10 protein-coding genes are annotated in these 12257 nt (G+C 47.7%); all 10 read left to right on the top strand.

What is annotated here, in order from left to right:
• Positions 1-26 precede the first annotated feature (26 nt).
• Entirely contained in the window at positions 27-707 is a 681-nt protein-coding gene (locus tag FIT99_RS07830; RefSeq protein ID WP_140003773.1) for a response regulator transcription factor, read from the top strand.
• 21 nt (positions 708-728) lie between these two features.
• A complete protein-coding gene (locus FIT99_RS07825) occupies positions 729-1898 on the top strand; it encodes a sensor histidine kinase (protein WP_140003772.1) in 1170 nt (389 codons plus the stop codon).
• 51 nt (positions 1899-1949) lie between these two features.
• The gene (gene lysS, locus FIT99_RS07820) at positions 1950-3488 is read left to right on the top strand and encodes a lysine--tRNA ligase (protein ID WP_140003771.1); all 1539 of its coding nucleotides are present in this window, start codon (positions 1950-1952) and stop codon (positions 3486-3488) included.
• A 158-nt stretch (positions 3489-3646) separates the two neighbouring features.
• A complete protein-coding gene (locus FIT99_RS07815; RefSeq protein ID WP_140003770.1) occupies positions 3647-5107 on the top strand; it encodes a porin in 1461 nt (486 codons plus the stop codon).
• 160 nt (positions 5108-5267) lie between these two features.
• Positions 5268-5462: a YezD family protein gene (locus FIT99_RS07810; protein WP_140003769.1), complete on the top strand. Its 195-nt coding sequence runs from the start codon at positions 5268-5270 to the stop codon at positions 5460-5462.
• A gap of 60 nt (positions 5463-5522) precedes the next feature.
• The gene (locus FIT99_RS07805) at positions 5523-7202 is read left to right on the top strand and encodes an alginate export family protein (RefSeq protein ID WP_140003768.1); all 1680 of its coding nucleotides are present in this window, start codon (positions 5523-5525) and stop codon (positions 7200-7202) included.
• Positions 7203-7214: 12 nt separating this feature from the next.
• Complete coding sequence (locus tag FIT99_RS07800) at positions 7215-8222, top strand: sulfate ABC transporter substrate-binding protein (protein WP_140003767.1); 1008 nt, start codon at positions 7215-7217, stop codon at positions 8220-8222.
• 67 nt (positions 8223-8289) lie between these two features.
• A complete protein-coding gene (locus FIT99_RS07795) occupies positions 8290-8568 on the top strand; it encodes a DUF2325 domain-containing protein (protein WP_140003766.1) in 279 nt (92 codons plus the stop codon).
• A 172-nt stretch (positions 8569-8740) separates the two neighbouring features.
• Positions 8741-10390, top strand: a complete 1650-nt coding sequence (locus FIT99_RS07790; RefSeq protein ID WP_140003765.1) for a putative bifunctional diguanylate cyclase/phosphodiesterase — start codon at positions 8741-8743, stop codon at positions 10388-10390.
• Between the two features lie 228 nt (positions 10391-10618).
• Complete coding sequence (locus FIT99_RS07785) at positions 10619-12256, top strand: EAL domain-containing protein (protein ID WP_223261148.1); 1638 nt, start codon at positions 10619-10621, stop codon at positions 12254-12256.
• Position 12257: the final 1 nt, after the last annotated feature.

Here is a 12257-nt window from a genome sequence, read left to right as displayed (position 1 = left end):
ATATGCTAATCTCTAAAAGGACATAAATGAGCAAACTGCTGTTGATTGATGACGATGTTGAATTGGCCAACATGCTGAAGGAATTTCTGACGCAGGAGGGCTTCACTGTAACCACTGCACACGACGGATTGACTGGTGAGCAATACGTGCTTGCTGGCAAGTTCGACCTGGTGATCTTGGATGTGATGATGCCAGGCCAAGATGGCTTGCAGACTTTGCGCAATGTGAGACAACATTCCGATATTCCGGTGTTGATGCTGACGGCCAAAGACGATAACGAAGGCCGTATCGAGGGCTTAGAGGGCGGCGCTGACGATTACGTTCAGAAACCGTGTCTGCCTCGAGAGTTGGTGGCAAGAATTCGTGCAATTTTGCGTCGCCAAACCAGTGATACGCCAAAAGGCAACGACATCGTTGTCGGACAATTGGTCGTTTCAAGTGAGCGCAGAAAAGTGTTCTGGGTCGACAAGCCGATTGTATTCACCAGCACTGAGTTCAGCTTGATTGAAATTTTGGCCAAGCATGCAGGGACGATTGTTAGTAAAGAAGATCTGTCTGTGAAGGCATTGGGACGTCCTCTGGTCAAATATGATCGTAGTATTGATGTCCATTTGAGCAGTATCCGTCAAAAAATATCAGAAGTATCCGGCGGCGTAAATGTGATACAAACCATTTACCGTGTCGGTTACCAGCTGGTCAGAGAGTAACTGATTTAAATCGCGAGGGTTATGGGCCGCCTGTTCTGGAAGTTATTCGTTGCATTCTTTTTGGCGCTCATCTCCACTGATCTGATTGTCAGTAATCTCGTTGAGTGGGAATTTCATCAGTCGCAAATTTTTAGGCATGACACGTCATCACTGGCGTGTCCCTCTCCGGCACTCTGTCAGTCAAATCCGAGTCAGTTCAAGTCACCAGCCACGTTAGAAAAAACTGACGTTCAACCAAAGGCGTCGAAACGTGTGTTCAGCATGCCGCTTTCTGTCGTTTTATTCAGCCTTCTCTCTAGTTCGGTGTTCGCCGGTGTGTTGGCTTGGTCGATTTCTCATCCGATTAAATTGCTGTTGCAGCATCTCAAAAGCGCAGCCGAGGGGGATCTGTTAGTCAGGGTCAGCCCTAAAATCACCGCCAGTCATGACGAGTTTTCTGAGTTAGGCGAGGCGTTTGATTTAATGGCTTTGCGCTTGAATAACATGATTAAAAGCCAGTCCAAAATGTTGCATCATGTTTCGCATGAATTGCGCTCTCCACTGGCCCGAATTCAGTTATCGGTGGGTTTAGTGATGCAAAACCCCAAGAAAATGCAAAGTTCATTGCAGCGGGTAGAGCTAGAAGCCATTCGCATGGAGCGAATGATCTCTGAGTTGCTAGAAGTTTTTCGCTTTGAATCTGGCATGCAAAAACTACAAAAAATTGAGGTAGATTTAAAAGCCTTGTTGACTGGCATTGTGGGCGATGTGTTATTTGAGAAGCAGGATGCAAAACTGCGTCTAGAGATGCCGGAAACCGCCGTGGTTGTCGAAGGGCAGTTAGAGCTGCTGCAGCGCGCGATCGACAATGTCATTCGCAATGCGGTGAAGTATGGTCCTGAAAACGGCGTCGTTGCCATTGAGTTGCAACACAGCGCCCGCACTGGCGAGGTGATTTTGGAGGTACAAGATCAGGGGCAAGGCGTCGAGCAACAAGAGTTAGATCAAATTTTTAGGCCATTTGTGCGCGGTCGGCGTGCCTCGCAAGTCGACGGACACGGCATTGGCTTGGCCATGACCAAACATATTGTTGAAGCGCATGGCGGTTTTGTCAAAGCGACTAACCTCAGCCCACATGGCTTTATGATTCGTATTCACTTGCCGACACAGCATGATGCGACCAGTGATCAAGAGCCAAAAAATTGGTTATAACAATGCTAAAATAGCGAGTTACGAATTTAGCAAATCAGAGCCGGACATTTTATGACAGCACAACACTCCAACCCAGATAACGCGACAGCATCCGTCGTGGATGAGAATCACGTGATTGCGGAGCGTCGCGAAAAATTACGCTTGTTGCGTGCCCAAGCACAGACTGCGCAAACCGCTGTTTTCCCCAACGACTTCAAACCTGAGCACAAGGCTGCGGCTTTACAAGCGGCTCATGCTGAGAGTGATAAAGAAACGCTAGATCCGCAAGAAATTGTGGTGGTGGTTGCGGGCCGTATGATGCTCAAGCGTGTGATGGGCAAAGCAAGTTTTGCCACGATCCAGGACAGCTCAGCGCGCATTCAGCTGTATATTGCGCGTGATGAAATCGGTGAGGCGCTGTATGAAAGCTTCAAACACTGGGACATGGGCGATATTTTAGGTGCGCGTGGTCGGCTATTTAAAACGCGCACCGGTGAGCTCTCTGTCCACGTGACTGAATTACGCTTGCTGACAAAATCACTGCGTCCATTGCCTGAAAAATTTCATGGTTTGCAGGACCAAGAGATCAAATATCGTCAACGTTATGTGGATCTGATCACCTCAGAAGAAACCCGTGCCACGTTCAAAGCCCGCTCCAAAGTGGTGGCTGCCATTCGTCAATTCATGAATGACAATGAGTTTCTTGAAGTAGAAACGCCCATGTTGCACCCGATTCCGGGTGGTGCGTCTGCCAAGCCTTTTATCACACACCATAATGCGCTTGATATGCAGATGTTCATGCGGATTGCGCCTGAACTGTATTTAAAGCGTTTAATTGTAGGTGGGTTTGAACGGGTATTTGAGATCAACCGTAATTTCCGTAATGAAGGCTTGAGTGTTCGGCATAACCCTGAATTCACCATGATGGAGTTTTATGCCGCTTACACGGACTATCAGTGGCTGATGCACTTTACAGAGGAATGTATCCGTGCAGCCGCCATCGCTGCTAACGGTACTGCGGTGTTGAGTTATGCTGGCAAAGAAGTCGATCTGAGTAAACCATTTGAACGTTTAACGATTGTGGGGGCGATTCAAAAATACGCACCGCAATACACGCTTGAGCAGTTAAATGATGCCGCATTTTTGCGCCAGACTTTGCTGCAGTTTGGTGTTAAGCCGTTTGACCATGCGGGTTTAGGCGCGCTTCAACTGTCATTGTTTGAAGAGACCGCTGAAAGCCAGCTCTGGCAGCCAACTTATATCATTGACTATCCGGTTGAAGTATCGCCATTGGCCCGTGCCTCTGACCAACAGCCAGAAATCACCGAGCGTTTTGAGCTGTTTATTACCGGCCGTGAAATGGCCAATGGTTTTAGTGAGTTAAACGATGCAGAAGACCAAGCCGCACGATTCCAAGCGCAGATGAAAGCCAAAGAAGCGGGTGACCAAGAGGCGATGTACTATGATGCGGATTTCATTCGTGCCCTAGAATATGGTATGCCACCTACCGGCGGTTGCGGCATTGGCATCGACCGTCTAGTCATGTTGATTACTGATAGCCCAAGCATCCGGGATGTGATTTTGTTCCCGCACATGCGCGCAGAGAATTAAACCTCGCACGCGTAACACGCAGCCACCCACTCGGGTGGCTTTTTTATGGCTTATAGTCTGCCTGTAAGAAAAGTGTAAGGTTTGTCATCAAACTGTCATATTAAAAATTCAAAATACGTCCCGGATACACACATGTAATCTTATAACAGGGGATAGTAATGAATTTGAAGTTTCGTCGTTTGTTGATGGCAACCTTGGCTGGTGGTCTATTAACCGGTATGGCGCCCGTCGCATATGCTGATTCAAACTTAGATCTGGTGCAAGCGTTGGTGAGTAAAGGCGTGTTGACTGAAGAAGAGGGCGCCTTGCTGATGAAGGGCCGCACCAACGAAGTTGAAGTACAAAAAAAGAAGGAATCTAAGAGCTGGACAAGCCGCGTGAATGTTCGCGGTTATGTTCAAAATCGTGTTACCGCAATGATCGGGAATGACGGTGATAATGCTGCCAACCCTGTAGATTTATGGTCTGACCGCTCTGTTGGTACGGATGATTCTATTAACTCGGACAAAAACTTTTTGATTCGTCGCGCACGTGTCATTATTTTTGGTGATTTTGGTGACCATTTAAGCTACTACATTCAGCCGGACTTTGCTTCCTCTGCAAGTGGTACGGGCAACATCGCGCAACTTCGTGACGCTTATGGCGACATTAACATTGATAAAGCCAGAGTACACCGCGTTCGTGTTGGTCAATCAAAAGTACCCTATGGTTTTGAAAACTTGCAGTCATCCTCAAACCGTTTGGCCATGGACCGTGTGGATGCTCTAAACAGTGCGGTGCGTGACGAGCGTGATACCGGTGCTTTCTACTACTACACCCCAGAAAACGTGCAAGCCTTGTTTAAAGAAATCAACGATAAAGGTCTCAAGCATTCAGGCAACTACGGTATGGTGGGTGTCGGTCTTTATAATGGTCAAGGAGCAAACCGCAGCGATGTTAATGACAACTATCATGTTGTAGCACGCGCTACCTACCCTTGGAAAACCGAATCTGGTCAGATTTATGAAGCTGGTGTTCAGGCATACCACGGTCTATACGCAGTCACTACAGGGCGATATAACTTCACTGGTGGCGCGATTGCGAGTTCAGCGACCAATATTAGTTCGAATGGTGGCGTGAGCAGTGGCACTGCCATCCCATTCATAAATGGTGGTGTAAATGGTGAAAATCGTAATGGTTTCAAAGACGAGCGAGTTGGTGTCAGCTTTATAATGTATCCACAACCATTCGGTTTGCAAGCTGAATGGAACTGGGGTACAACTCCCGGTCTGGACATTGCGCAAAATCGTATTGAGGAAAAACATCTGCAAGGCGGCTACGTACAAGCGATGTATAAAATAGATAACTTTCAATTCCTAGATACTAATGGCACTTTGATGCCGTTTATTAGGTGGCAATACTTTGATGGGTACAACAAAGCTGAAACCAATGCACCTAAAAACGAGGTGAATGATTGGGAGTTAGGCTTGGAGTGGCAATTGGCTCCAGAAGTTGAAATCATGGCAGAGTATCATCACATGAAGCGTAACAATCTGGTGACAGGTAATCGTGCTGGTACACAAGATTACCAAACATTCAGTGCAGATGCGTTGCGCGTACAAGTGCAATACAACTTCTAACTCAGCAAATACGAATCTCTCTCTATTTCAATCCCGCGGTTTCGCGGGATTTTTTTTATTCTTTATATAGTTAAAAGTAATATAAAAATAACAAATAATTATTTTTTAAAATATAAATAGTCTGAAATAATGCTCCTCATTCAATGCAGTGAGAGACATCATGTCTACAGCCTTAAACAAACCAGACTTACAAACCGATGAGGCCGTATTGGCGGTGGTTGCCGCTGCGATTGCAGCTGTGCAGCGCGACACAGGGTATGGTTCGATTGAAATCACGGTCCATGATGGCCGCGTGACGCAAATTGAGCGACGCGAGAAAGTCCGCTTTGATCAACAAATAAAATCCAAAAAGTAGTGGATATTATTTAGCACACTGACCAGGCGGCTGGAAGTCATTTATTTACGGGAGAAATACATGCAGTTAAAGAAAATAAGCCTTGCACTCGCTACCGCAGGGCTTTGGTGGCTAGGAAATGGTGTGGCCTTTGCAGAGGAGGCCGTTCAAGCTGAGGCGCAGGTGGAAGATACTGAGCAACAGAAAAAAGTGAAAGCACGCTTGGCGGAAATTAAAGCGGAAGAAAAAGCCGCCGCAAAGGCTGCCGCTGGCTACTATGTGGAGCGTCGCAGTTATGGCACGCAAAAGGAAACCGAGCCTCCACGTTACGTTAAGCAGCTCAACAAAACTTGGTTGAAAGATTACGATGCCTTTGCAGATGTTGACTGGTTGGACATCGGCTTCGAATACCGTGCGCGTTTTGAGCATCGTGATAACGATTTTCGTCGCGCGCAACAAAATATTGATGAGCCATTACTGCTGCGTTCAAGAGCTTATGTTGGTTTAAAAAATATTCTGGACCCATTCCGTTTTGCGGTGGAGGTTCAAGATTCTCGTCGTAATCATAGTGATTACACACGTAGCAACGATACACGAGATGTGGATAAGGCCGATTTTCTGCAAGCCTATCTGGAGTTGTATTTCAAAGACAGCATTTTCGGTAAGGACGATCTTGGTAACAGCCGTCCCTTCTGGGTACGCGGCGGTCGCCTCGCTTGGGAAGCCGTTGATAGACGCTTGATCGCGCGTAACGAGTGGCGCAACACAACGAATACCTTTCAGGGTGTGCGTGCAAACATCGGTGATAAAAAGAACGATTGGCAACTTGAAGTCTTTGGTGTGCAACCCGTGCAACGCTTTACTGACCAACTAGATCAGGTGGATCACTCACAGAATTTTTATGGTGCTATTTTTGATTGGCGTGGCTTGTCAGAATACGTGTCGATTCAACCTTATTACTTCTTGCTTAAACAAGATGGTAGCGAGGTGAAATACGACGCTAACGGCAATTCATACAGTGACCGCTCTGTTTACACTGCAGCGCAGCAGAATCAGGCCAAAATTGATCGTGAAATTCACACGGCTGGTTTGCGTGTTTTTGGGGTTGTGCCTGGCACAAGCTGGGACTATGACGCGAGCTACATCAAGCAGTGGGGCCACCAGGATCGTTTTATCAGTAATACCATTGGCTATCGTGAGGTTGACCATGATGCCCATGCTTACAACGCTGAAATCGGCTATACCTTTAACCATTTGTGGAAACCTCGCGTCAGTGCCTTTTACGGCGTAGCAACAGGTGATCGCACAACGCCTTCAGGCAACGATTTTACCGCTAACCAGCGTTTTGATCGCTTGTTCGGTTTTGCTCGCCCATGGTCTAACGATGACTATATTCAAATGGAAAACATTCGTACTCCAAAAGTACGTTTAGAGTTCGATCCAAAATTCACTTGGCTTGAAAACGTCAAAGTGGATACCGGTTTTAGTTGGTACCGTTTGGACAGTGCCAGTGATCGTTGGAACGCTGGGGCTAACTTGCGTGATCGTACCGGTAACTCAGGTAAAGACTTAGGCAAAGAGTTTGATTTGCGCGTTAGATTCCCACTCAATCAATATGCTTCATTGAACTTGGGCTATGCGCACTTTTGGGCAGGTGATTTTGTGAAAAACACGGTGCAACTGCCAGCCAATAATAACGATGCCACACGCTCTAGTGAATCAGACTTTTTCTACACCGAACTGACATTATTAGGCTTTTAATTAAGGAATAGCATGACATTCAACAAGACTTTAATTCAGGTAATTGCAGCGCTCGCCTTTGCATTACCGGTGGCTGCCTCGGCAGCTGACGTCAGCTTGCTCAACGTGTCCTACGATCCGACACGCGAGTTGTATCAAGACTACAACGATGCTTTCGCAAAATACTGGAAAGCCAAAACCGGCGACAACGTGACGGTAAAGCAGTCGCACGGTGGCTCAGGCAAGCAGGCGCGTTCGGTGATTGACGGTTTGCAGGCAGACGTAGTGACACTCGCTTTGTCTTACGATATTGACGAAGTGGGTAGCAAAGGGCGTTTGTTTGGGCCAGACTGGCAGAAACGCTTGCCGCATAACAGCTCGCCTTATACTTCCACCATTGTGTTTTTGGTGCGTAAAGGCAACCCAAAAAATATTAAAGACTGGAACGATTTGATCAAACCAGGCACTTCGGTGATTACGCCTAATCCAAAAACCTCGGGTGGCGCACGCTGGAACTACCTGGCGGCTTATGCTTATGCACTGAAGCAAAATAACAATGACGAGGCCAAAGCCAAAGACTTTTTGAAGAAGGTATTTAAAAACGTACCGGTGCTGGATAGTGGCGCACGCGGATCAACCACGACTTTTGTTGAGCGCGGCATTGGTGATGTGCTGTTGGCTTGGGAAAACGAAGCTTTTCTAGCGTTGAAAGAGTTGGGTCCGGACAAGTTTGATATTGTGGTGCCATCGCTGTCTATCTTGGCGGAGCCGCCGGTGACAGTTGTTGACAAAAATGCCAAGCGTCACGGTACCGAAGCGGTTTCCAAAGCGTATCTGGAATACTTGTATAGCGAAGAGGGGCAAGAGATTGCCGCGAAGAACTACTACCGCCCAACGCTAGAATCCGTGGCCAAAAAATACGACAAACAGTTTCCTAAAGTCAATTTAATCAAGATTGACGAAGTGTTTGGCGGTTGGCAAAAAGCGCAAAAAACCCATTTTGCCGATGGCGGTGTGTTTGACGAGATTTACCAGAATTAAGATTTGATCGACAGAAAAAGGCATTTACCCAATGCCTTTTTCTTTCTCTACAACAGGAGAGTATCGCATGTCAAAAGCATTAGTCATTGGTGGTGACCGCATTGAGGGTATCAAACAGGTACTGCAAGCACAGGGGATCGATAAGATTGATCACTGGACTGGCAGAAAGCCGGGCGATGTCAAACGTGAGCTGCCTGCAAACGTCAATGTGATTGTGTTAGTGATTGGCTGGCTGAATCATTCGATGATGTATCGTATCAAACATGTGGCCCATAAACGGGGTCTTAAAGTCGTCTACACGCGCAATAGCGCCGATGGGATGCAGCGCGTGCTTGAGGCCGCCTGATCATCCTTTCGTCTCAACAGATTTAAATGTCATTTTTTTTCAATGAGGTCTCAATTTATCCACTTATTTAACCGTTAACACACATGAGTTTTCAGGTTTAATGGCCTGAATCGGTCAACTTTTGTGCCGCGGGTACAAACATGATCTGGCGATTGTGGTTAAAGGGTAAATAATGAGTCAAACCGGGACTGGCGAGCAAGTTGCGCCACTCAGTGAAAATACAACGCAACGGCAATTTATGCGGCATCGCCTTGTGCGCAAGGTGCAAGATAACACGCATTTTTTAGCCATGGCCAGCATGGTATGCGGCTTGCTAGGCTTTCCGCACTACCTGTTAGATGTCGACAATAATGTCTGGTTAGCCCAGCTGCTGACTTACCTCACGTTTATTTTGGTCAGCTATAACTTGCTGCTCGAAAACGGCCGTAACAATTTAGCCATGCTCACCATGTCATTGGTGACCGTTAGTCTGTTTGTGGTGCAGCTGACCCCTTATGCTGCCGATTTCAACGACACTGCGCATTTATTGCGTATCGCCAACGAGGTGCAGGTGCATCAAGTGTCACGGGTCGCTGAATACGCTGCTGGCGCTTTACTGGCCTGTCTCATCGCCATTTCTTATTTGTTCCAGCGCTCTGGCTGGTTGGCTACCAGCCAAGCCATCCTATGTGTGGCTGTGATGATTCCTTTGATCCCGCTGCTTGGCTTTTTGTGTGGGATTGCGCGTCCGTATGGCCTGATGCCGCCGCTAGCGACACTGAGTGGCTTGCTGTGTGCTTTTGGCTTGCTGGCAAGGCATGCGTCACACCCGCCCATGAGCTATCTGTTGTTGATGGACGATCACGGTAAACAAATTCGTTTTAGTATTTTGTTGTTGAGCTTTTTTGCCATCATGCTGGCGCGCGCAGGGGTTGAGTTTGGCGATAATATGCGGGCATTGCCGGTGGTGGTGGTGGCATGCATCTTGGCCATCATTTACACCATGACAGCGACTTATTATGGCAAAGGGCAAACCAATGAGCAGATATTGCCTGCTGCAGAGATGGACTTTGCCAGTCAGGTAGAGACGGCACTGGCAAACCAGCAGTTTTTTCTCGTCTATCAACCGCAAGTCGACTTCAACACGGGCAAATTAAAAGGGGTTGAGGCACTGTTACGCTGGCGGCATCCCGAAAAGGGCATTATTTCGCCAGAAAAATTTATTCGCGTGGCCGAGTTGACCGGGCTGATTGTGCCGCTGGGTAAATGGGTGATGCGCACCGCTTGTATGCAAGCCGCGCAATGGAACCATGATCCCGTGCTGGGTAAAATTGAGCTGTCAGTGAATGTGTCTGCGTTACAACTCAAATCCGGCACGCTGGTAGAAGATATTCTGCAAATTTTGGATGAAAGTGGCTTGGCACCGCACCGATTGGTGGTCGAGCTCACCGAAAGCGCATTTGTGCAGGACGACGGAGACAATGCGCGCATCATGCATCGCTTAAAAGAGGCCGGCATTCAGCTTGCGATTGACGATTTTGGCACAGGCTATTCATGCTTGTCCTACCTACGGGATATTCCGGGCGATTATCTGAAGGTTGACCGTTCGTTTGTGATGGAATTACCTGGTCATAACAAAGCGCAAGCGGTGATTCGAGCCATTGTCAGTTTAGGTAAGAGTCTGGATTACCGCATTATCGCGGAAGGCATTGAAACCCAAGCGCAAGCAGAGTTTCTCAAAGAAATTGGCTGCGACATCGCACAAGGTTTCTTATTTGCGAAGCCTCTAGAACCGCAGGCCTTATTACAATGGGTAGCCCTGCGTCAGAACGCCGAATCTTAATTTTTTCAAGTCCTTCTGGCAGCACGATCATTTTTTGCTGTGTTGATGTACGCCCAATGCATTAACCCCTTGCTATTTCTTATTAAATATTTGTGTCAATTTAATTTGATTTAATGGAACATAAAACCCTGTTTTCTTAGATGTTAGTTTCAATGGGCTGGCGCCTATAGTGCATTGAAACACCCCGCTACAGGCAGGGCATCATCATAGAACGAGACAGGGGGTAACATGTCACCATCCAGTATTGACTGGTCAGCTGTCAGCATTGAAGCATGTGCCACGCAACGGCAATACATGCGGCACCGCTTTCTTCGGACGGTACAGAAATATGCACCATGGCTAGCGATTGCCAGTATTGTGTCGGTGCTGTTAGGTTTTCCATGGAGTCACTTACATCACACCATTGAATTGAGTGTATTGCAAAGCACCAGCTACCTGATTTTTATTACGGTGAGTTTGCAAGTCATTTTCGACACCAGACGTGGACATCCTTGGGTGGGATGGTTGATCGGTTTTGTGTTGCTTGGGTTTTCGTTACAAGCGGGTTGGCGATTCAGTCATCACGCGGCATTTAATCATTTTTCATCTCTGCAAAGTTTTTCGTCTGCAGTCAGTCATGGCCAGATTGCCACCGATTTCACCATGTCACTGCTGGTGATTACCAGCTGGGGCTTGTGTCAACTTCAATATAACAAAGTCAGCCAGGCCATTCTAAGCATTGCCATGCTGATGCCAGTCACTGCGGTGTTGGCGCAGGCTTACGGTATTCCTGATGCCTATGGGCAACTGTCTGCCTTATCTTGTTTGGCTGGCTTGTGCTGCGCATCGGCGCTGTTGGCCAAACAGGTTTCTCAAACGTCCATGAGTTATTTATTGTTGCTGGACGACACAGGCAAACATCTGCGTTGGATTATTAGCTTGCTGTTTGTATGCGCCATTTTTCTTGGTGGCGTGGGCGTTTATTTTAAACATGATTATCGGTTAACCCCTTTGATCATTACGCTTTCACTGATCTCTGTGGTGAGTATCATGACGTTTACCTACTACCGCAAAGGGGTCATGCATGAGCAAGTATTGCCGCCCGAGGATTTGGCCTTTGCCAGCGAACTAGAGGCGGCAATTGCGCATCAGGAGTTCTATCTGGTGTATCAGCCCCAATTGGATTTGACGACCGGGGCGCTGGTTGGGGTGGAGGCCTTGATCCGCTGGCGGCATCCACAACAGGGGGTGGTGCCGCCGGTGAAATTCATTGGGATCGCCGAAGTCACGGGCTTGATTGTGCCCATGGGGGCTTGGGTCTTAAAAGCGGCTTGTCAGCAAGTCGCCGCTTGGAAAGACGGCGCATTAAGTCAAGTCAAGGTGTCAGTCAACGTGTCACCGATTCAGCTACGGTCAGCCGGGTTTCATGCGTATGTTCAGCAAGTATTGCGTGAGACCGGCCTGGCCGCAGATCGCTTGGTGATTGAGTTGACCGAAAGCGCTTTTGTGCATACCGATGACAAAGGCACTGCGCATTTACAGGCGCTCAAGCAATTGGGGGTCAAACTCGCGATTGATGACTTTGGCACGGGTTATTCATGCTTGGCTTATTTGCGAGATATTCCAGGGGATTATCTAAAAGTGGATCGTTCATTTGTCAATGATGTGCCGGGTAAAGAGCGGTCAGAAGCGGTGACCAGTGCCATTGTCGTCTTGGGCAAAAATTTGCATTATCAGATTGTTGCAGAGGGCGTGGAGACCCAGGCACAGGCAGATTATCTGAAGTCACTAGGTTGTGATTTGGTGCAAGGGTATTTGTACGCCAAACCGATGGAAGCAGGGGTATTGCAGCAATGGGTGCGTGACAGACAGACACAGCCGCTATGAC

The sequence above is a fragment of the Methylophilus medardicus genome, from assembly GCF_006363955.1.
Taxonomy (GTDB): domain Bacteria; phylum Pseudomonadota; class Gammaproteobacteria; order Burkholderiales; family Methylophilaceae; genus Methylophilus; species Methylophilus medardensis.
The sequence above is the reverse complement of the archived record's forward strand: the minus strand, read 5'-3'. Positions and strand labels throughout refer to the sequence as shown.

Excerpts from the sequence above, each read along its gene's own strand:
- lysS (WP_140003771.1), top strand. The coding sequence starts at position 1,950 with ATGACAGCACAACACTCCAACCCAGATAACGCGACAGCATCCGTCGTG.
- FIT99_RS07790 (WP_140003765.1), top strand. The coding sequence starts at position 8,741 with ATGAGTCAAACCGGGACTGGCGAGCAAGTTGCGCCACTCAGTGAAAAT.
- FIT99_RS07815 (WP_140003770.1), top strand. The coding sequence starts at position 3,647 with ATGAATTTGAAGTTTCGTCGTTTGTTGATGGCAACCTTGGCTGGTGGT.
- FIT99_RS07805 (WP_140003768.1), top strand. The coding sequence starts at position 5,523 with ATGCAGTTAAAGAAAATAAGCCTTGCACTCGCTACCGCAGGGCTTTGG.
- FIT99_RS07810 (WP_140003769.1), top strand. The coding sequence starts at position 5,268 with ATGTCTACAGCCTTAAACAAACCAGACTTACAAACCGATGAGGCCGTA.
- FIT99_RS07800 (WP_140003767.1), top strand. The coding sequence starts at position 7,215 with ATGACATTCAACAAGACTTTAATTCAGGTAATTGCAGCGCTCGCCTTT.
- FIT99_RS07785 (WP_223261148.1), top strand. The coding sequence starts at position 10,619 with ATGTCACCATCCAGTATTGACTGGTCAGCTGTCAGCATTGAAGCATGT.
- FIT99_RS07795 (WP_140003766.1), top strand. The coding sequence starts at position 8,290 with ATGTCAAAAGCATTAGTCATTGGTGGTGACCGCATTGAGGGTATCAAA.
- FIT99_RS07825 (WP_140003772.1), top strand. The coding sequence starts at position 729 with ATGGGCCGCCTGTTCTGGAAGTTATTCGTTGCATTCTTTTTGGCGCTC.
- FIT99_RS07830 (WP_140003773.1), top strand. The coding sequence starts at position 27 with ATGAGCAAACTGCTGTTGATTGATGACGATGTTGAATTGGCCAACATG.